This window comes from Methylopila musalis, from assembly GCF_042679725.1.
Taxonomy (GTDB): domain Bacteria; phylum Pseudomonadota; class Alphaproteobacteria; order Rhizobiales; family Methylopilaceae; genus Methylopila; species Methylopila musalis.
In genome coordinates this window covers 1-19,642 of sequence record NZ_JBHTMX010000042.1, presented here as the reverse complement: position 1 = coordinate 19,642, position 19,642 = coordinate 1, and the positions used below count along the sequence as shown (strand labels likewise).

The following is a 19,642-nucleotide window of genomic DNA, read 5'->3' as shown; positions in this document are numbered from 1 at the left end:
GGGCCCGCGCCACGCTGCCGGCGCTGCGCAGCGGCGACCCGCTGTCCTTCGCGCTCCGGGCGCCGGAGGTTCTGGACGCGGTGCGCGCCGCCCTCGGCGGCCGCGCGCCCATGGTCACGTCCTACGCCGAGCGGGTGCCGATCGAGCGCTGGTTCGAGGTGAGCGTGACGCCGATCGTGTTCGACAAGGTCGGCGCGGGCGCCGCGGTTGTGACGCTGCGCGACCTGACCGAGCAGCGCCGGTCGGAGCGCATGCGGGTCGACTTCATCGCCAACGCCAGCCACGAGCTGCGCACGCCGCTGGCCTCGCTGCTGGGCTTCATCGAGACGCTGCAGGGCCCCGCCCGCAACGACGTGGAGGCCCGCGCGCGCTTCCTCGAGATCATGCGCACCCAGGCGGGCCGCATGTCGCGGCTGATCGACGATCTGCTGTCGCTGTCCCGCATCGAGCTCAAGGCCCACGTGCGGCCGGACGACGCCGTCGAGATCTCCGGCATCGTCAGCTCCGTCATCGACGCCATGGCGCCGCTGGCGCGGGACCGGAACGTGGAGCTGGGCTTCACGCCGCCGGACGCGCCGGTCTGGGCGCTGGGCGACCGGGACGAGCTCATCCGCGTGGTCGAGAACCTGATCGAGAACGCGGTGAAATACGGCGCGGCGGGCGGCCGGGTCGAGACCTCCGTCACGGCCGAGCAGGGGCCGCAGGGGGTGCGGATCGCGGTGCGGGACTTCGGCCCCGGCATCGCGCCCGAGCATCTGCCGCGCCTGACCGAGCGGTTCTACCGCGGCGACGCCCAGGCCTCCCGCGAGGCCGGCGGCACCGGGCTCGGCCTCGCGCTGGTGAAGCACATCCTGCAGCGCCACGGCGGCCAGCTCGCGATCGAGAGCCGGCTCGGCGAGGGCGCCCTGTTCACGGCGACGCTTGATCCGACGCCGAAAAGCCCGCCCTCCGTGACGCCCGAGGCCCTGACGGCGGCGGGCTGACACGGCCTTCGGCTGCGCCCCCGAAGCGTACCGACCAAAGTGTGATCCGGCGATCAAAAGCCCTCGCGCGCTCGGGAGGCGCGTGTCACACAACTGTCGTCCAAGTTTCATAGAAGCGTGACGACGGGCCTCTAGGGTCCGCCCCGTTCCCCCCGGGACGGACCGGAGGGCGATGACGGTCGGCGACGGCGCCGCCGTTTTCGATGACAGCGCATTAACGACGATCACATGAAGGAGAGGCGCGTGAAGCTCTTCACGATGTCCAGCACCATCGCGCTCGCGTTCGCGGGCGTGCTCGCGGCCGGCGCCGCCAGCGCCCAGTCCCGCGACCAGATCCGGATCGTCGGCTCCTCGACGGTCTACCCGTTCACCACCGCGGCCGCCGAGCAGTTCGGCAAGGCCGGCCAGTTCAAGACCCCGGTGGTCGAGTCCACCGGCACGGGCGGCGGCTTCAAGCTGTTCTGCGGCGGCGTCGGCGCCGGTCACCCGGACGCGGTGAACGCCTCGCGCGCCATCAAGAAGTCCGAGTTCGACGACTGCAACAAGAACGGCGTCAGCGAGATCATCGAGCTGAAGGTCGGCTTCGACGGCATCGTGCTCGCCAACTCCAAGAAGGGCCCGGACTTCAAGGTCACCCGCCAGCAGCTGTTCCTGGCGCTCGCCAAGGAAGTGCCGGGCGCGGACGGCAAGCCGGTCGCCAACCCCTACAAGGCCTGGAACGACATCGACCCGTCGCTGCCGGCCGAGAAGATCGAAGTGCTCGGCCCGCCCCCGACCTCCGGCACCCGTGACGCCTTCCTCGAGCTGGTGATGGAGAAGGGCGCCGAGAAGATCGAGAGCCTCGCCGCGCTCAAGAAGTCCGACTCCAAGGCCTTCGACAAGGCGTGGAAGACCATCCGCGAGGACGGCGCCTACATCGACGCCGGCGAGAATGACAACCTGATCGTGCAGAAGCTCGAGGCCAACCCGAAGGCCGTCGGCATCTTCGGCTACTCGTTCCTCGAAGAGAACGCGTCGCAGATCAAGGGCGCGAGCGTCGAGGGCAAGGCCCCGACCTTCGAGGCCATCGCCGACGGCTCCTACAAGGTCTCCCGCCCGCTGTTCGTCTACTTCAAGAAGCAGCATGTGGGCGTGATCCCGGGCCTCAAGGAGTTCCTCGCCGAATACGCCTCCGACAAGGCGATGGGCGAAGAGGGCTACCTGTCCGAGAAGGGCCTCGTGCCGCTTCCCGAGGCCCAGGCCCACGAGGCCGAGGACGCCGCCAAGAAGCTCGTGACGATCTCCGCTCCGGCGTCCTGATCCGAACCGACCATGATCAACGGCGCCGCGGGGCGATCCTCCGCGGCGCCGTTCGCCCGTCTCCGGTTCGGGAGCGGGCGCGCACTTTAGACCCGGCATCGAGCGGAGCGCTCAGCGGATGACGTTCATCTACATTCTCGGCATCGCGCTGGTCGCGATCGGCGCCTATGTCGCCGGCCGCCAGCGCGGCCTGACCTTCGCGGTCGCAGGCGGCGGCGCGGCGCGCATGCACTCGCTGCCCAGCTATCACGGCTTCTATCTGGCGGTCGCCGCCATCGCCCCCATGCTGCTGTGGCTGTTCGCCTGGCAGGCGGTGGCCCCGAAGCTGGTCGAGGCGCAGGCCATCGCCGCCCTGCCGGCGGATCTGGCCCCGACCGACCCGCTGACCTACGGCGCGCGGCTCCGCGAGATCACCACCCTCGCCCAGGGCGGGCAGATCCCCGACGCGGCGCCCGGCGTCCGCGCCGCGGGCGAGACCCTCGCCACCTGGACCATGGTCGCCGACTGGACGCTGCTGGTGGGCGGCTTCGCGCTGGCGCTGCTCGGCTTCTTCTGGGCGGCCCGCCAGCTCTCCCCCGCTTTCCGCGCCCGCAACCGGGTGGAGAAGGTGGTCGGCGTCCTGCTGCTCGCCTGCTCCGCGGTGGCGGTGCTGACGACGGTCGGCATCGTGTTCTCGGTGCTGTTCGAGACGCTGCGCTTCTTCTCCAAGTATCCCTGGTACGACTTCCTGTTCGGCCTGCAGTGGTCGCCCCAGACGGCGATCCGCGCCGATCAGGTCGGCGCCTCCGGCACCTTCGGCGCCGTGCCGCTGTTCGCCGGCACCACGCTGATCATGCTGATCGCCATGCTGGTGGCGGGCCCGATCGGCCTGTTCTCGGCGATCTACATGGCCGAATACGCCAGCCCCCGGGTGCGTTCGATCGTCAAGCCGGTGCTCGAGGTTCTGGCGGGCGTTCCGACCGTGGTGTTCGGCTTCTTCGCCGCCCTCACCGTCGCGCCCTTCATCCGCGCCACCGGCGAAACGCTCGGCCTCCACGTCGCCTCCGAGAGCGCGCTCGCGGCCGGCCTCGTGATGGGCGTGATGATCATCCCCTTCGTGTCGTCGCTGTCCGACGACGTGATCAACGCCGTGCCGCAGTCGCTGCGCGACGGCTCCTACGGCATGGGCGCCACCAAGTCGGAGACCATCAAGAAGGTCATCCTGCCGGCGGCGCTGCCGGGCATCGTCTCGGCCTTCATGCTCGCCATCTCCCGCGCGGTGGGCGAGACCATGATCGTGGTGATGGCGGCGGGCCTCGCCGGCAACCTCACCTTCAATCCGCTCGAGGCGGTCACGACCGTCACGGTTCAGATCAAGACGCTGCTGGTCGGCGACCAGGAGTTCGACAGCCCCAAGACCCTGTCCGCCTTCGCGCTGGGCTTCGTGCTGTTCTTCTTCACGCTGGTCCTGAACTTCATCGCCCTCCGCATCGTGCAGAAGTACCGAGAGCAGTATGACTGACATGACCGCAACCGACGCCGGATCCCCGTCGCGCCGCCGCGCCGTCAGCGAGGAGGCCGCCCGCGCCCTGGTGCGCAAGCGCTACCGCGCGGAGGCCCGCTTCAAGGCCTACGGAATCGCCGCCATCCTGTTCTCGGCCGCGTTCCTGGTCGTGCTGCTGTCCGACATCGTCATCAAGGCGACGCCGGCCTTCACCATCAACCACCTGACGCTGCAGGCGCAGCCGACGGCCGATCAGGTCGATCCGGCCGGCGACCGGTCGGCGGCCTCGCTCGCCCGCGGCGACTACACCGCGGCGGTGCGCGCCTCCTATCAGGCGCTGTTCCCCGGCGTGTCGGGGCGCGCCGAGCGCCGCCAGCTCAACAGCCTGCTGTCGAGCGGCGCCGCGGACGAGCTGCGCGATGAGGTGCGGGCCAATCCGCGCCTGATCGGCCAGACGGTCGAGACGCGCGCCGCCTTCTCCGACGACGCCGACCTCTACTACAAGGGCGCCGTCACCAAGGTCTCCGAGGAGATCGGAGAGGGCGTCGCGACGGCCTCGGCGACCACGGGCGACGTGACCATCACCACGTCCAACCCGGCCTTCTCCGACGATCTGGCCGACATCAAGAACGACCTGTCGGAGACCGCCCGCTCCCGCCGCTTCGAGGTGGAGCGCGTGAAGACCCTGCGCGACGGCATCCTGGCCGACCGGCCGGCCGCCGAGCGCGCGCTGGCCGAAGCCCAGGCCTCGGGCGAGGAGAGCCGGGTCACCATCGCCCGCAACACGCTCGCCAAGATCGACTCCGACGCCGACAGCCTGCGCTCCCAGATGGAGACGCTGGCGGGCGAGGCCGCGGACTTCGAGACGCGGTTCAAGAACCAGAGCGGCGCGGAGACGCTGGACGAGAAGCTGCCGAGCCGGATCGTCGCCATCAACGGCGGCCTCGTGAAGGTGACGAGCCTCGCCGCCGACCGCGTCGAGGGCCGGGTGCTGGTGCCGCTGGAAACCCAGAACGCCGCGCCCGCCGGGCAGTGGAAGGTGCTGATCTACGAGACCCCGGAGAATTCCCGCCGGCTCAACGACCAGCAGGTCGCCTGGCTGGAGTCGCTGAAGCAGAAGGGTCTGGTGACGTCGAGCCTCAACACCGGCTTCTTCACCACCGGCGACTCCCGCGAAGCGGAGCAGGCCGGCGTGCTCGGCGCGCTGGTGGGCTCGCTGCTGACCATGGCGGTCACGCTCGTGCTCTGCCTGCCGGTCGGCGTCGGCGCCGCGATCTATCTCGAGGAGTTCGCTCCGAAGAACCGGATCACGGACATCATCGAGATCAACATCAACAACCTCGCGGCGGTGCCCTCCATCGTCTACGGTCTGCTCGGCCTCGCGGTGTTCCTGAACTTCTTCGGCATGCCGCGGTCCTCCGCGGTGGTCGGCGGCTTCGTGCTCGCCCTGCTGGTGCTGCCCACGATCATCATCGCGAGCCGCGCCGCGCTGAAGGCCGTGCCGCCCTCGATCCGCGAGGCCGCGCTCGGCGTCGGCGCCTCGCACCAGCAGGCGGTGTTCCACCACACCCTGCCGCTGGCGATGCCCGGCATCATGACCGGCACCATCATCGGCATGGCCCACGCCCTGGGCGAGACCGCGCCGCTGCTGCTGATCGGCATGGTGGCCTTCATCGTGGACGTGCCGACGAGCCTGTCCTCGGCGACGACGGTGCTGCCGGTGCAGATCTATCTCTGGTCCGACCTGCCCGAGGTCGCGTTCCAGGCCAAGACCTCGGCGGCCATCATCGTGCTGCTGATGTTCCTCTTCCTCATGAACGGACTTGCGATCCTGCTGCGCAAACGCTTCGAGCGGCGGTGGTGAGCGTGACCGAAGGAGTGTCGACCATGAACGCCAACGTGACCGCCCCGGCCCAGAGCCAGAGCCAGAGCGCGCCCTCCGCCGATCTTGGCGGCGCCGCCAAGATCTCCGCCCGCAACGTGAACGTCTATTACGGCGACAAGCACGCCCTGAAGGACGTCTCCATCGACATGGCCGAGCGGTCGGTCACGGCCTTCATCGGCCCGTCCGGCTGCGGCAAGTCCACGTTCCTGCGCTGCATCAACCGCATGAACGACACGATCTCGATCTGCCGGGTCACCGGCAAGATCACCATCGACGACTATGACATCTACGACTCCGCCCTCGACGTGGTGCAGCTGCGCGCCCGGGTCGGCATGGTGTTCCAGAAGCCGAACCCGTTCCCGAAGTCGATCTACGAGAACGTGGCCTACGGCCCGCGCATCCACGGCCTCGCCCGCTCCAAGGCGGAGATGGACGAGATCGTCGAGGACAGCCTGCGCAAGGCGAGCCTCTGGAACGAGGTGAAGGACCGCCTCAACGACGGCGGCACCGGCCTTTCCGGCGGCCAGCAGCAGCGCCTGTGCATCGCCCGCGCCATCGCGGTGAGCCCCGAGGTGATCCTGATGGACGAGCCCTGCTCGGCGCTCGACCCCATCGCGACTGCCAAGATCGAGGAGCTGATCGACGAGCTGCGCCAGAACTTCACGATCGTGATCGTGACGCATTCCATGCAGCAGGCGGCGCGCGTGTCCCAGCGCACGGCGTTCTTCCACCTCGGCGTCATCGTCGAGACCGGTCCGACCGAGCAGATCTTCACCAGCCCGAACGACCGCCGCACCCAGGACTACATCACGGGCCGCTTCGGCTGACCGGGACGGGAGGGGAGACACCCACATGACCACCACCACCATGCCCGACCACATCGTCAGCGCCTTCGACGCCGACCTCAAGGAGCTTGGCGACAAGCTCGCGGAGATGGGCGGCCTGTGCGAGAAGCTCGTCGCGGAATCCGTCGACGCGCTGCTCACCCGCGACAGCCCGCTCGCCCGCCGGGTGATCGACTGGGACCGCTCCATCGACCGCCTCCAGCAGGAGATCGAGGAGCGCGCCATCCTCACCATCGCCAAGCGCGCGCCGGTCGCCATCGACCTGCGCGAGGTGGTGGCGTCGCTGCGCATCGCCAACGATCTGGAGCGCATCGGCGACCTCGCCAAGAACATCGCCAAGCGCGTCATCGCGCTCGACGGCCAGTTCCAGCCGCCGAAGCTCGCCCACGGCGTGGCGCACATCGCCAACCTGACGCTCGGACAGCTGAAGGAGGTGCTCGACGCCTACACCCAGCGCGACGAGACGCGCGCGCTCGAGGTCTGGAACCGGGACGGCGAGATCGACCAGCTCTACACCTCGCTGTTCCGCGAGCTGCTGACCTACATGATGGAGGATCCGCGCAACATCGGCTTCTGCGCGCATCTTCTGTTCTGCGCGAAGAACGTGGAGCGCATCGGCGACCACGCCACCAACATCGCGGAGACCATCTATTATTTGGTCAACGGCGTTCCGCTGACGGAAGACCGCCCGAAGGGCGACACCTCGAGCTCGACCAAGATCGAGTTCACACCGGGTTGAGCCGATGACGCCACGCGTGATGATCGTCGAGGACGAGGAGCCGCTGACGCTCCTCCTCCGCTACAACCTCGAAGCCGAGGGCTACGCCGTGGAGGCGGTGGCCCGCGGCGACGAGGCCGAGACGCGGCTGCGGGAGTGGACGCCGGACCTGATCCTGCTCGACTGGATGCTGCCGGGGCTGTCGGGCATCGAGCTGTGCCGCCGGCTGCGGACCCGGCCCGAGACCGAACGCCTGCCCATCATCATGCTGACCGCGCGCGGCGAGGAGGCCGAGCGCGTGCGCGGCCTCGCCACCGGCGCGGACGACTATGTGGTCAAGCCGTTCTCGGTGCCGGAGCTGGTGGCGCGGGTGCGCGCGCTGCTGCGCCGGGCCAAGCCCGAGCATGTGGCGACCGTGCTGAAGGCCGGCGACATCGAGCTCGACCGCCAGTCGCACCGGGTGCATCGGCAGTCGCGCGAGATCCATCTCGGGCCGACGGAGTTCAAGCTGCTGGAGTTCCTGATGCAGTCGGCCGGGCGGGTGTTCTCCCGCGAGCAGCTGCTGGACGGGGTCTGGGGCCACGACGTCTACATCGACGAGCGCACCGTCGACGTGCATGTGGGCCGGCTGCGCAAGGCCATCAATCGCGGGCGTCAGCTCGATCCGATCCGCACCGTGCGCGGCGCGGGTTACTCGTTCGACGAGACCTTCGCCCGCACCCAGTGAGGTCAGGGGGCGCCTGACCTCACCTCACGCCGCGACGCCCCGGACCCGATGACGGTCCGGGGCGTCGTGCGTTTCGGCGCATGAAAAAGCCCCCGGCGCGAGGGCGCGCCGGGGGCTGAGTGGCCGCGGACGGGGCGATGGGAGCGCGACCCCGTCAGGTTCGCGGCGAACTTACTCCGCAGGCGCCGCGTGGGCGGGGGCGGGCGCATCGGCCTTGGCCCCGGCCACGACGCGCAGGCGCCAGGGCTTCAGCACCACGATGGCGAGCACGGAGGCGAGGATGTTGGCGCCGGCGGCGATCAGGAACACGCCGTCCCAGGAGCCCTGGCCCTGCTGCACGTAGTTCGCGACCGGCACCAGCAGCGCGGCCGTGCCCTTGGCGGTGTAGAGCATGCCCGCGTTGGTGGCGGCGAACTTGGAGCCGAACGTGTCGGTGCAGGTGGCCGGGAACAGGGAGTAGATCTCGCCCCAGGCGAAGAACACGAAGCCCGAGAGCAGCACGAACCACAGCGGGTCGTGGCCCCAGAGGTAGAGCATGTAGATGCCGATGCCTTCCATGGCGAAGGCGACGAACATGGTGTTCTCGCGGCCGATCTTGTCGGACACCCAGCCGAAGAACGGACGGGTGAGGCCGTTCAGCACGCGGTCGATGGTGGCGGAGAAGGTGACGACCGTCATGGTGAGGCCGAGCAGGGTCACCGGCACCTTGTCGATGTGCAGGTCGGCGGCGATCGGCTTCAGGTTGGCGGTGATCATCAGGCCGCCGGCGCCGACGATGACGAACATGAAGTACATCAGCCAGAAGATCGGCTGACGCACGACCTCGGACGGGCCGTAGTTGCGGCGGCTCTGGATGTTGGCGGCGTTGACGGCGACGCCCGGCGTCTGGCCGGCCTTGGGCGCGCGCAGCAGCATCGACATCACGCAGATCACCACGGCCTGACCGATGCCGAACCAGATGAAGGCGGCCTGGTAGCCGGAATTGGCGATCATGGACTGGATCGGCGCCACGGTCAGCGCCGCGCCCGCGCCGAAGCCCGCGGCGGTGATGCCGGCGGCGAGGCCGCGCTTGTCGGGGAACCACTTCAGCGCGTTGCCGACGCAGGTGCCGTAGACCGCGCCTGCGCCGACGCCGGCGATGATCTGGCCCACGTAGAAGCCGGTCAGCGAGGTGGCGTAGCCGTTCACGACCCAGCCGACGCCGCAGAGCACGCCGCCGAAGGCGACCACGACCAGCGGGCCGTACTTGTCCACGAACCAGCCCTCGACCGGCACCAGCCAGGTCTCGAACAGGACGAACAGCGTGAAGGCCCACTGGATCGCGGCGCGGTCCCAGCCGAACTTGGCCTGAATGTCGGGAACGAAGAACGTCCAGCCGTATTGCAGGTTGGCGATCATCACCATGCAGATGACGCCGACGGCGAGTTGCGTCCAGCGATAGGCGTCGCTGACGCGGTGGCCGGGATCGCCGGCCTCAAGCGCAGAGTGCATTTCCTACCCTCGTGATTTGTTTTGTTGCGCGACCGGTCATCACGGACCACTCACGGATTTGTTATACTGGTATTCGGAATGCCAATAAGGCAAGCGACGAAAGTTGTAGGCGATGTTTTATGCTGCGCCGCACATCGCCGATCCGCCGCGGACCGAGGGCTAAGGAGACGAGGGCATAACGTCGCACAAAGGCGTTCCGCAGGCGCCGCAAGCATAGGTCGAAAGTATGAGCCTCATTGGCATGTGGCATACCAAAATGCCTATCGCTCCGGCGCGAGCCCCGCAAAAACCGAAGAGCTTCTTGCGTCGCAGCAAAAATCGGCCGGCGCGGATCGCGAGGTTTCGTTGACAGCCTTGTATCTGGCATGCCAGATTTCCGGCGATCGAAGAGCCGGCGCGTCCGGCTGGAGCGACGGCGGGCGCTGCGACCAAAGCGCGCGACCTTCGCGGTCGCGAACGCGCCGCCGGCGCGGAAAGGGAAGGCCAAGGGGCCGAAGAGCCCACGTCACCCGCGAATCCAAGGCCGCGGAAGCCGTCCGGACGCCGTCCGGAGCGCGCCTCCGGATGAGCCGCAAAAAGCAAAAAAGAAATCTGGAGGATAACGCCCATGTCGAGCGCCGCACTGAAGATCGAAACCATGCCTGAAGAACAGATGGCCGCGCCCGTGCGCGATCCGCAGATCGACGTCGAGCCCGAGCTCACCGACGGCTTCCATCTCGTCATCGACGCCCTGAAGCTGAACGGCATCGAGACCATCTACGGCGTGCCGGGCATTCCGATCACCGACCTCGGCCGCATGGCGCAGGCGGAAGGCATCCGCGTCATCTCGTTCCGCCACGAGCAGAACGCCGGCAACGCCGCCGCGATCGCGGGCTTCCTGACCAAGAAGCCGGGCGTCTGCCTCACGGTGTCCGCGCCGGGCTTCCTGAACGGCCTGACCGCGCTCGCCAACGCCACCACCAACTGCTTCCCCATGATCCTGATCTCCGGCTCGTCCGAGCGTGAGATCGTCGACCTGCAGCAGGGCGACTACGAGGAGATGGACCAGCTCGCCATCGCCAAGCCGCTGTGCAAGGCGGCCTTCCGCGTGCTGCACGCCGAGGACATCGGCATCGGCGTCGCCCGCGCCATCCGCGCCGCGGTCTCGGGCCGTCCGGGCGGCGTCTATCTCGACCTGCCGGCCAAGCTGTTCTCCCAGGTGATCGACGCCGCCAAGGGCGAGCGCTCGCTGGTCAAGGTGATCGACGCGGCCCCCGAGCAGATCCCGGCCCCGTCGGCGGTCAAGCGCGCGCTCGACCTGCTGAAGGGCGCCAAGCGTCCGCTCATCATCCTCGGCAAGGGCGCGGCCTACGCCCAGGCCGACGACGAGATCCGCGAGCTCGTGGAGCGCTCGGGCATCCCCTACATCCCCATGAGCATGGCCAAGGGCCTGCTGCCCGACACCCATCCGCTCTCGGCCGGCGCGGCGCGCTCGACCGTGCTGAAGGACTCGGACGTGGTGCTGCTGCTCGGCGCCCGCCTCAACTGGCTGCTCAGCCACGGCAAGGGCAAGCAGTGGGGCGAGCCCGGCTCCAAGAAGTTCATCCAGGTGGACATCGAGCCGCGCGAGATGGACTCCAACGTCGAGATCGCGGCCCCGCTCGTGGGCGACATCGGCTCGGTGGTGAAGACGCTGCTCGCCGGCATCGACTCCAGCTGGCCGGGCGTGCCCGCCGACTGGACCTCGACCATCAACGCCAAGAAGGACGCCAACATCGCCAAGATGGCGGCGAAGCTCGGCAAGAACGCCGCGCCCATGGACTTCCACGGCGCGCTGCGCGCGCTGCGCGACGTGATCAAGGAGCGCCCCGACGCGATCCTGGTGAACGAGGGCGCCAACACGCTCGATCTCGCCCGCGGCGTCATCGACATGTACCAGCCGCGCAAGCGCCTGGACGTGGGCACCTGGGGCGTGATGGGCATCGGCATGGGCTTCGCCATCGCCGCCGCGGTCGAGACCGGCAAGCCGGTGCTGGCGGTCGAGGGCGACTCGGCCTTCGGCTTCTCGGGCATGGAAGTTGAGACGATCTGCCGGTACAATCTCCCGGTGTGCATCGTGATCTTCAACAACAACGGCATCTATCGCGGCACCGACGTCGACCCGACCGGCCGCGATCCCGGCACCACCGTGTTCGTTCCGGGCTCGCGCTACGACAAGATGATGGAGGCCTTCGGCGGCGTCGGCGTGAACGTGACGACCCCGGACGAGCTGAAGCGCGCGGTGGACGCCGCCATGGACTCCGGCAAGCCCACGCTGATCAACGCCGAGATCGACCCGGAAGCCGGCAGCGAGAGCGGCAACATCGGCAGCCTCAATCCCCAGAGCGTGGTCAAGAAGAAGAAGTGAAGCGACGATCCGCCGCCGACCAAGGGATAGGGCGGCGGCGGACGGGTTTCATGTATAAGTAATGCCACAACCCTCCTTGACGGCGGCCCCGTCGCGCCGTCAAGGAGGCGGGGATCAAGACGCCGCAGGCTCGTGACGAGCCCGTGGCCAGGGGCTTCCGGAAGGATTGGAGCGATATGAGCAAGGCTCTCGAAGGCGTCCGCGTGCTGGACTTCACCCATGTCCAGTCGGGCCCGACCTGCACCCAGCTTCTCGCCTGGTTCGGCGCTGACGTGATCAAGGTCGAGCGTCCCGGCGCCGGCGACGCCACGCGTCTGCAGCTCCAGGACATTCCCGATGTGGACAGCCTCTATTTCACGATGCTGAACCACAACAAGCGCTCCATCACGCTGGACAGCAAGAACGCCAAGGGCAAGGAAGTGCTCTGGCGCCTCGTGAAGGAATGCGACGTGCTGGTCGAGAACTTCGCGCCGGGCGCGCTCGACCGCATGGGCCTGACCTGGGAGAAGATCCAGGAGGTCAACCCGCGCATGATCCTGGCCTCCGTGAAGGGCTTCGGCCCCGGCCGCTACCAGGACTGCAAGGTCTATGAGAACGTCGCGCAGTGCGCCGGCGGCTCCGCCTCCACCACCGGCTTCCGCGACGGCATCCCGATGGTGACCGGCGCCCAGATCGGCGACAGCGGCACCGGCCTGCATCTGGCGCTCGGCATCGTCACCGCCCTGTTCCACCGCACCCATTCCGGCCGCGGCCAGAAGGTGGACTGCGCCATGCAGGACTCGGTGCTGAACCTCTGCCGCGTGAAGCTGCGCGACCAGCAGCGTCTGGCGCACGGCCCGCTGCGCGAGTACAGCCAGTTCGGCGAAGGGATCGACTTCGACGAGTACGTCCCTCGCGCCGGCAACGACTCCGGCGGCGGCCAGCCGGGCCGCATCCTGAAGTGCAAGGGCTGGGAGCACGACGCCAACGCCTATCTGTACTTCATCACCCAGGCCCCGGTCTGGGAGAAGATCTGCGACGTGATCGGCGAGCCCACCTGGAAGACCGATCCGAACTACGCCACGCCCAAGGCGCGCCTGCCGCATCTCAACGAGATCTTCACGCGCATCGAAGCCTGGACCATGACCAAGACCAAGTTCGAGGCCATGGACATCCTGAACAAGTTCGACATTCCCTGCGGCCCGATCCTCTCCATGAAGGAGATCATCGAGGACGAGGGTCTGTACGACACCGGCACGCTGGTGAAGGTCGATCATCCGACCCGCGGCGAATACGTCTCGGTCGGCAGCCCGATCAAGCTCTCGGGCAGCCCGGTCGAGGTCGAGCGCTCCCCGCTGCTGGGCGAGCACACCGACGAAATCCTGCGTGACGTGCTGGGCTACTCCGACGCCGAGATCTCCGAGATCGAGGGTTCGGGCGCCGTCGGCGTCATCCAGAAGCTCGCAGCCGAATAACACCGCTCCTTGCGGCCCGCCCGTCCGGCGGGTCACGAAAGGGACGCGCGCCCCGCGCCCCCGACGTGACCCCCCGGCGGGCGGTTTTTTTATGATATGGACCGCGCGGCGTTCGTCGGCGTCCTTGCGCGCTCCGGACAGAACGACCTCTGGGAGGACAAGCGCATGCGCATCGTGGTTCACGGCCAGCAGGCTTTCGGCAAGGCGGTGCTTGAGGCGCTGCTCGCGCGCGGCGAGAACGTCGTCGCGGTCTATGTGGCGCCCGAGAAAGAAGGCCAGAAGGCCGATCCGCTGAAGGAGGCCGCGCTTCAGGCGGGGCTCGAGGTGCGTCAGCCCGCCTCCTACCGGTCGGAGGAGGTGGCGGAGCAGTTCCGCGCGCTGAAGCCGGACCTGCAGGTGATGGCCTTCGTCACCCTGTTCGTGCCGTCGAGCTTCCTGAACATCCCGACCTTCGGGTCGATCCAGTACCACCCGTCGCTGCTGCCGGCCTATCGCGGCGCCTCCGCCATCAACTGGCCGATCATCAAGGGCGAGACCGAGACCGGCCTGTCGATCTTCTGGCCCGACGACGGCCTCGACACCGGCGACGTGCTGCTCCAGAAGACCACGCCCATCGGCCCGAAGGACACGCTGGGCTCGGTCTATTTCGACCGGCTGTTCCCGCTTGGCGTCGAGGCCATGCTCGAGGCGGTCGATCTGGTGAAGGCCGGTCAGGCGCCCCGCATCCCCCAGGACGAGGACAAGGCGACCTATGAGGGCCTGTGCCGCAAGGACACCGCCCGCATCGACTGGGGCAGGCCGTGGGAGCAGATCGACCGGCTGATCCGCGGCTGCAATCCCTCGCCCGGCGCCTGGACGACGCTCGACGGCCAGATCCTGAAGGTGCTCGACGCCACGCCGCTGCCGGCCAAGTCCCCGAAGGGCATCGGCGGCAAGCTCGGCGAGGTGGTCGCGGTCGGGCCGGAGGGGATCACCGTGGTCTGCGCCGACGGCCGCTTCCTGATCACCCGCGTGCAGCCCGAGGGCGGCGCGAAGCTCGCGGCCGGCGAGCACGCCGCGTCGTCCAGCCTCGCCGTCGGCGCGCGCTTCGGCGTGTGACCCGGGCGTCCGGGAGCGGAGCCCGCGCGTAACAAACGCATTCCCGTCATGCCCGAGCTCGTCTCGGGCATCCACGACTTCCCTTAGGCGAAAACCCCGGCGTCCAAGTCGTGGATGCCCGCCATACGGCGGGCATGACGGTGTGCGGGTGTCGGCCTTAAGCCTGCCCGGTCCGCCGCAGCAGATAGCTGTCCATGATCCAGCCGTTCGCGGCGCGAGCCTCGGCCCGGCGGCGCACGATCTCGTCGGCGACCTCGCCGACCCGGCCCGCGATCAGGATTTCGTTCGCGGCCCCCACATAGGCGCCCCAGTAGATCTCGACGGACGGGTCGTCCCGGAACGCCAGAAAACTGTTCTCCGCGTCCAGCATCACCGCCACGCTGTCGGTTCCGGCGGGAAAGCCGTCGGCCGCGAGCCGGCGCCCGGTGGTGATCAGCACCGGGCGGCCGATGCTGTTCAGCGTCACCCGATGGCGGGCGGTCAGCGCCTGCAGGCTGCTGACGCCGGGGATCACCTCCCACACGAGGTCGTGCCGTCCGCTCTCCGCGATCGAGCGCACGATGCGGATCGTGCTGTCGTAAAGCGCGGGATCGCCCCAGGCCAGATAGCCGGCGCATTCGCCGTCCGCCATCTCCTCGGCGATCAGCCGCTCCACCGCGGCGCCCTTGCGGTCGTTCAGCTCGTCGACGGCGGCGAGATAGTCCGCCGCGCCCCGGTCGCGCTCGGGCGTGGTCCCTTCCGCGAACCGGTAGGCCCGCTCCGGCCGGATGTAGCGCCGACACACCTCGCGCCGGAGCGCCAGCAGCTCGTCCTTGGACGGGCCCTTCTCCATCAGGAAGAACACGTCCACCGTGTTCAGCGCCTCGACCGCCTGCAGGGTGACGTGGGACGGATCGCCGGCCCCGATTCCGATGATCTTGATGGTCTTGGCCATGGAGCCGCCTTCCCGTGACGTCGCCGTGGGCGAGCGCTTTGTTCTGCGCCGCCCTCACCCGTAAACCCCTCCCCGCGAGGGGGAGGGGGACAGGGCGCGCATGCGCGCTCATTTTTAAGCGGATCAGGCTTTAGCCGCTTCGGCGGGCCGGCGCACGCGGCTTCGTCAGTCGCGTGCGGCCAGCGCCCTCAAACCTGCGACCGTCGCGGTGGGGCTGAGCGCCTCGGGATCGAGCGTCACATGGATCAGCGCCGGGCGTTCCGAGGCCCGCGCCGCCGCGAAGGCGGGGGCGAACGCGCCGGCCTGCGTGACCGAGAACGCCTCCGCGCCATAGGCGCGGGCGAGCGCGGCGAAGTCGGGACTGGCGAGCGCCGTGCCGAAGGGCCGGCCGGGATAGGCCCGCTCCTGATGCATGCGGATGGTGCCGTACTGGCCGTTGTCGATCACGATGACCACCACCGCGAGGTCGTGCTGCACGGCGGTGGAGAGCTCCTGCCCGGTCATCAGGAAACAGCCGTCGCCGGCGAGCGCCACCACCTCCCGCTCCGGATCGAGCCGCTTCGCCGCGATCGCCGCCGGCAGGCCGTAGCCCATGGAGCCGGAGGCCGGCGCGGCCTGGACGCCGTAACGGGTGACGCGGTGGAAGCGGTGCAGCCAGCCGCAATAGTTGCCGGCGCCGTTGCAGATCACCGTCTCCGGCGGCAGCGCGCGCAGAGCCGCCATCACCTCGGCCATCTGGACCGCGCCCGGATGGGGGGGAACGGTCTCCGACCAGGCGAGATAGTCCGCATGGGCCGCCTCGGTCTGCCCCTCCCACGGCAGCGCATTTGGCGGCTGAACCCCTTCGAGCGTGGCGGCGAAGGCCGCGGGCGAGGCCACGATTCCGAGCGCCGGCTGGTAGACCCGGCCGATCTCCTCCGGATCGGGATGGACATGGACCAGCGTCTGCCGGGGGGAGGGAATGTCCAGCAGCTCGTAGCCTTGCGAGGGAACCTCGCTCAGCCGGTCGCCGATCAGCAGCACGAGATCGGCGTCCCTCACCCGCGCCACGAGCTTCGGGTTGGGCGCGATGCCGAGGTCGCCCGCGGCCGACGGATGGTCGGCCGGAAACAGCATCTGGCGGCGGAAGGTGGTGGCGACCGGCAGCCGGAACCGGTCCGCAAATCGGGCGAGGCTCTGGACCCCCTTCGCCGACCAGCGCCCGCCGCCCACGATCGCGATCGGCCGCCGCGCCGCCCAGAGCAGCTTCTGAAGCTGGGCCATGTCGGCGAGGCCCGGCCAGCTTTCCGCGGGCGCGACGGGCGCCGCGTCCGGAACGGTCGCCACATCCGCCAGCATGTCCTCGGGCAGGCCGATCACCACCGGGCCGGGGCGCCCTTGCGTCGCGGTTCGGATCGCCCGCGCGATAAGCTCCGGGATGCGCGCCGCGTCGTCGATCTCCACCACCCATTTGGCGATCGAGCCGAACACGGCGGCGAGGTCCAGCTCCTGAAACGCCTCCCGCCCGCGAAACCGCCGCGCCACCTGCCCCACGAACAGCAGCAGCGGGTTGGAATCCTGCCGCGCCACATGCAGTCCGCTCATGGCGTTGGTCGCGCCGGGGCCGCGGGTGACGAAGCACAGGCCCGGCCGGCCCGACAGCCGCCCCCAGGCGTCGGCCATCATCGCGGCGCCGCCCTCCTGCCGGCAGGTCACGAAATCGAATCCGCCCTCCGCCGCCCGCATGGCCTCGAGCACGGCGAGGTAGCTCTCGCCCGGCACGCCGAAGCCGGTGGCGAGCCCGTTCGCGATCAGCGCGTCCACGAGGATCTCGGCGCCGGAGCGTGGGCGAAGGTCGGTCATCGCGGTCGGTCCGGATCAGGCGGCTCGTGCGGCCGGGGGGAGGGGAGACTCAGCCGCCTTCGCTGACCGCGGCGCGGGCGGCGGTGGCGGGGCCGCGTCCGAGCAGGCCGTCGACCCGCTCCCGCTCGCGCTGGAAGCCCGCCAGCGTCTCGCCGTCCAGCTCGCGGCCGCGCGGCAGCTTGATCTTCATCGGATTGACGAAGCGGCCGTTGATCAGCACCTCGTAATGGAGATGCGCGCCGGTGGAGAGGCCGGTGGAGCCCACATAGCCGATCACCTGGCCCTGCCGCACCCGCGCGCCGGGCGAGACGCCGCGGGCGATGCCCGACATGTGGTTGTAGGTGCTCTCGTAGCCGTTGGCGTGCTTCAGCACCACCTGCCGGCCATAGCCGTTGGACCAGCCGGCCTTCTCCACGTCGCCGTTGCCGGAGGCGACGATCGGCGTGCCGGTGGGGGCCGACCAGTCCACGCCGGTGTGCATCTTGGAGTAGCCGAGCACCGGATGGCGCCGGAAGCCGAAGCCGGAGCGCATGACGCCGCCGCTCATGGGCTTGCGCATCAGGAACTGCTTCGCCGACTTGCCGCTCTCGTCATAGTAGTCGGCGACGCCGTCGTCCTCGGTGGTGAAACGATAGAAGCGCCGCGCCTCGCCGCCGACGGTGAGCGCCATGAAGGCCACCTCGCCCGCGCCGTTCGTCTCGTCGTCCGCGGCGTAGAACACCTCGAAGCTGTCGCCGGAGCGCACCGGGCGGTTGAAGTCCACGTCGTAGGAGACGATCCGCACCATCTCGTCGATGATCGCGGGCGGAACCTGATTCTTCAGCGCGGCCTCGTACAGGCCGTTGTAGAGCCGCATCCGGCCGTCGCCGGCGGGGGCGGCCTCTTCGGCGAGCTCCTCCGCCGACGGCTCGTCGGACAGGTCGCCCACATCCGCGATCGCCACATAGTCGCCCACGTCCGACAGCGCGACCGAGCCCACATGGTCGCCGTTGGCCTCGAACAGGCTGACGCGCACCGGCTGCAGCCGGTTCAGCCCCGGCGCCGCCGAACGGCCCATCAGCACTTTCAGCTTCTGCCCGACCTTCACGGTGGCGAGGCCGTAGCCGTCGCGCCCGCCGAATCGCTGGGCGACGGCCCGGGCGTCCTGCGGCAGGACGCCGGCCTCGCGCTCCAGCGTGGTCTCCAGCGCGCCGTCGGCGGCGATGGCGATCATGCGCTCGCCGGGGCCGGTGGTGGTCTGCGGCTCGGTCGCGGATTTGGCGACCAGGGTGACGTTGGCGACCGGCGGGCCGTCCTCGGCGCCGAAGGGCGCGGGGAAGCCGCCCGCGTTGGGCTCGGGCGCGTAGGCGAGGCGGCTCTGGGCGCCGGGGGTGAGCTGCGTCGCCGCCGAATAGCGCGAGGCGATCTCGAAGGCGGCCGCCTCGCGGACGCGGGCGCGCACCTCGCTCGGCGGCACGGTCGGGCCTTCGTCGGCGCCGATCGTGTGTTTGGAGAGATCGCTCACCACGAAGGACAGGTCGCCTTCGCCCTCCGTCTCCGGCTGGGGCTGCGGGTTCTTGTCCGCCGCCTGCTGGACTTTTAGCGGATCGAACGCCGGAACGTCGCCGGCGCGATCGGTCGGCGCCTGCGCGAGCGTGGCGCTGACGCGCACGAAGGGGCGCATCTTCACCACCTCGCGGTCGCCGTGCCGGGAACTGGCGCTGACGCGGATGAGCGCGCGGGCGGACACCGACTCGGCCTCCGGCGCCAGACGGTCGCCTTTGCGGAAGCCGGCGGGACCGACCTCTTCCGGCGCCGGCCTCAAAGCGGCCAGCAGCCGGGGCGCACCGATGACGCCGGCCTCGCTCTCGAGCGTGGAGTAGATGGCGCCGCCGAGAAGGCCGGCGCCGGCCATGCCGGTCAGCACCGTGCCGACGAACCAGCGCAGGCTGACCGCGCGTGGATCCGGCGGGCCGTCGCTCTGGCCGTCGACGCGCAGCGGCGGCTCCGCGCCGAGGGCGATCGGCGGCCGTGCCTGCGGGGAACTGCGATGAGCGCGACGGGCGGACACGTGGTCGGGCGGCCTCGATCTGTGAAGCGAACGTTAAGAACGCAGGGCAAGCTACCCTCCGGCGCCCCCAAACGCCAATGGCGGGGCGCGGCCGGCGCGTGTTTTCCGCCTGCGTTCGTCCGCGACAGGGATTCGCGACCAGTGCGGCTCAAATGGGGCGTCGCAAAAGAGCCTGCGAAATCAACGATCTGGACGCGCTCGGGCGTGGCGCGCGCGTAAAGCCGGCCGATCCGGGCGCCGGGGCCCTCGGTCTCCCGACCCACGGCGCCATGACCGCGAAATGACAATTTTCTGGAGCGTTTAAGACGGTCCCAACCGCCTCATTCTTGAGCGCCCGGACGCGTTTCCAGGCAGGGCTGCCGCCCGAAGCGGCGGAAAAAACGAAAAAGGCGCGTTGACACCTCGGCGGGGTGCTGCCTATAAAGCGCCACACCGGACGACGGGGCG

General features: G+C 69.4%; 13 protein-coding genes and 2 pseudogenes. 11 read left to right on the top strand and 4 right to left on the bottom strand.

What is annotated here, in order from left to right; translation table 11 throughout:
• The 8 genes and pseudogenes from ACFQ4O_RS07290 to phoB form a co-directional block, all read left to right on the top strand.
• A partial coding sequence (locus tag ACFQ4O_RS07290; protein WP_378775030.1) for an ATP-binding protein occupies positions 1 to 983 on the top strand: 983 nt, incomplete at its 5' end.
• A 243-nt stretch (positions 984 to 1,226) separates the two neighbouring features.
• On the top strand, positions 1,227 to 2,282 hold the full coding sequence (locus tag ACFQ4O_RS07285) for a PstS family phosphate ABC transporter substrate-binding protein (RefSeq protein ID WP_378775029.1): 1,056 nt from the start codon (positions 1,227 to 1,229) through the stop codon (positions 2,280 to 2,282).
• A 118-nt stretch (positions 2,283 to 2,400) separates the two neighbouring features.
• Positions 2,401 to 3,783, top strand: coding sequence for a phosphate ABC transporter permease subunit PstC (gene pstC, locus ACFQ4O_RS07280; protein ID WP_378775028.1), 1,383 nt, complete (start codon positions 2,401 to 2,403; stop codon positions 3,781 to 3,783).
• A pseudogene (locus tag ACFQ4O_RS07275) lies at positions 3,776 to 4,276 on the top strand (DUF3333 domain-containing protein); the annotation flags it as partial. The gene pstC and the pseudogene ACFQ4O_RS07275, both read left to right, overlap by 8 nt.
• 549 nt (positions 4,277 to 4,825) lie before the next feature.
• A pseudogene (gene pstA, locus ACFQ4O_RS07270) lies at positions 4,826 to 5,629 on the top strand (phosphate ABC transporter permease PstA); the annotation flags it as partial.
• 23 nt (positions 5,630 to 5,652) lie between these two features.
• Positions 5,653 to 6,477, top strand: a complete 825-nt coding sequence (pstB, locus tag ACFQ4O_RS07265; RefSeq protein ID WP_378775027.1) for a phosphate ABC transporter ATP-binding protein PstB — start codon at positions 5,653 to 5,655, stop codon at positions 6,475 to 6,477.
• A 40-nt stretch (positions 6,478 to 6,517) separates the two neighbouring features.
• Positions 6,518 to 7,234: a phosphate signaling complex protein PhoU gene (gene phoU / locus ACFQ4O_RS07260; RefSeq protein ID WP_378775033.1), complete on the top strand. Its 717-nt coding sequence runs from the start codon at positions 6,518 to 6,520 to the stop codon at positions 7,232 to 7,234.
• A gap of 4 nt (positions 7,235 to 7,238) precedes the next feature.
• The gene (phoB, locus tag ACFQ4O_RS07255) at positions 7,239 to 7,940 is read left to right on the top strand and encodes a phosphate regulon transcriptional regulator PhoB (protein WP_378775026.1); all 702 of its coding nucleotides are present in this window, start codon (positions 7,239 to 7,241) and stop codon (positions 7,938 to 7,940) included.
• Between the two features lie 171 nt (positions 7,941 to 8,111).
• On the opposite strand, the gene oxlT is transcribed toward phoB, so the two are convergent.
• Positions 8,112 to 9,431, bottom strand: a complete 1,320-nt coding sequence (gene oxlT, locus ACFQ4O_RS07250; RefSeq protein WP_378775025.1) for an oxalate/formate MFS antiporter — start codon at positions 9,429 to 9,431, stop codon at positions 8,112 to 8,114.
• A gap of 652 nt (positions 9,432 to 10,083) precedes the next feature.
• On the opposite strand from oxlT, the gene oxc reads away from it, so the two are divergent.
• The 3 genes from oxc to ACFQ4O_RS07235 all read left to right on the top strand — a co-directional run bounded on the left by oxc (position 10,084) and on the right by ACFQ4O_RS07235 (position 14,369).
• The gene (gene oxc, locus ACFQ4O_RS07245) at positions 10,084 to 11,817 is read left to right on the top strand and encodes an oxalyl-CoA decarboxylase (RefSeq protein WP_378775032.1); all 1,734 of its coding nucleotides are present in this window, start codon (positions 10,084 to 10,086) and stop codon (positions 11,815 to 11,817) included.
• Between the two features lie 176 nt (positions 11,818 to 11,993).
• A complete protein-coding gene (gene frc / locus ACFQ4O_RS07240; protein ID WP_378775023.1) occupies positions 11,994 to 13,271 on the top strand; it encodes a formyl-CoA transferase in 1,278 nt (425 codons plus the stop codon).
• A gap of 165 nt (positions 13,272 to 13,436) precedes the next feature.
• Positions 13,437 to 14,369, top strand: a complete 933-nt coding sequence (locus tag ACFQ4O_RS07235; protein WP_378775021.1) for a methionyl-tRNA formyltransferase — start codon at positions 13,437 to 13,439, stop codon at positions 14,367 to 14,369.
• Positions 14,370 to 14,526: 157 nt separating this feature from the next.
• Here ACFQ4O_RS07235 and cobF read toward each other — a convergent pair whose 3' ends face one another.
• The 3 genes from cobF to ACFQ4O_RS07220 form a co-directional block, all read right to left on the bottom strand.
• Positions 14,527 to 15,303: a precorrin-6A synthase (deacetylating) gene (cobF, locus tag ACFQ4O_RS07230; RefSeq protein WP_378775020.1), complete on the bottom strand. Its 777-nt coding sequence runs from the start codon at positions 15,301 to 15,303 to the stop codon at positions 14,527 to 14,529.
• Between the two features lie 165 nt (positions 15,304 to 15,468).
• Entirely contained in the window at positions 15,469 to 17,145 is a 1,677-nt protein-coding gene (locus tag ACFQ4O_RS07225) for a thiamine pyrophosphate-binding protein (RefSeq protein ID WP_378775019.1), read from the bottom strand.
• Positions 17,146 to 17,194: 49 nt separating this feature from the next.
• Entirely contained in the window at positions 17,195 to 19,195 is a 2,001-nt protein-coding gene (locus ACFQ4O_RS07220) for a M23 family metallopeptidase (RefSeq protein WP_378775018.1), read from the bottom strand.
• Between the last annotated feature and the right edge of the window lie 447 nt (positions 19,196 to 19,642).

Excerpts from the sequence above, each read along its gene's own strand:
- phoB (WP_378775026.1), top strand. The coding sequence starts at position 7,239 with ATGACGCCACGCGTGATGATCGTCGAGGACGAGGAGCCGCTGACGCTC.
- pstC (WP_378775028.1), top strand. The coding sequence starts at position 2,401 with ATGACGTTCATCTACATTCTCGGCATCGCGCTGGTCGCGATCGGCGCC.
- ACFQ4O_RS07225 (WP_378775019.1), bottom strand. The coding sequence starts at position 17,145 with ATGACCGACCTTCGCCCACGCTCCGGCGCCGAGATCCTCGTGGACGCG.
- frc (WP_378775023.1), top strand. The coding sequence starts at position 11,994 with ATGAGCAAGGCTCTCGAAGGCGTCCGCGTGCTGGACTTCACCCATGTC.
- ACFQ4O_RS07235 (WP_378775021.1), top strand. The coding sequence starts at position 13,437 with ATGCGCATCGTGGTTCACGGCCAGCAGGCTTTCGGCAAGGCGGTGCTT.
- pstB (WP_378775027.1), top strand. The coding sequence starts at position 5,653 with ATGAACGCCAACGTGACCGCCCCGGCCCAGAGCCAGAGCCAGAGCGCG.
- phoU (WP_378775033.1), top strand. The coding sequence starts at position 6,518 with ATGCCCGACCACATCGTCAGCGCCTTCGACGCCGACCTCAAGGAGCTT.
- oxc (WP_378775032.1), top strand. The coding sequence starts at position 10,084 with ATGGCCGCGCCCGTGCGCGATCCGCAGATCGACGTCGAGCCCGAGCTC.
- cobF (WP_378775020.1), bottom strand. The coding sequence starts at position 15,303 with ATGGCCAAGACCATCAAGATCATCGGAATCGGGGCCGGCGATCCGTCC.
- oxlT (WP_378775025.1), bottom strand. The coding sequence starts at position 9,431 with ATGCACTCTGCGCTTGAGGCCGGCGATCCCGGCCACCGCGTCAGCGAC.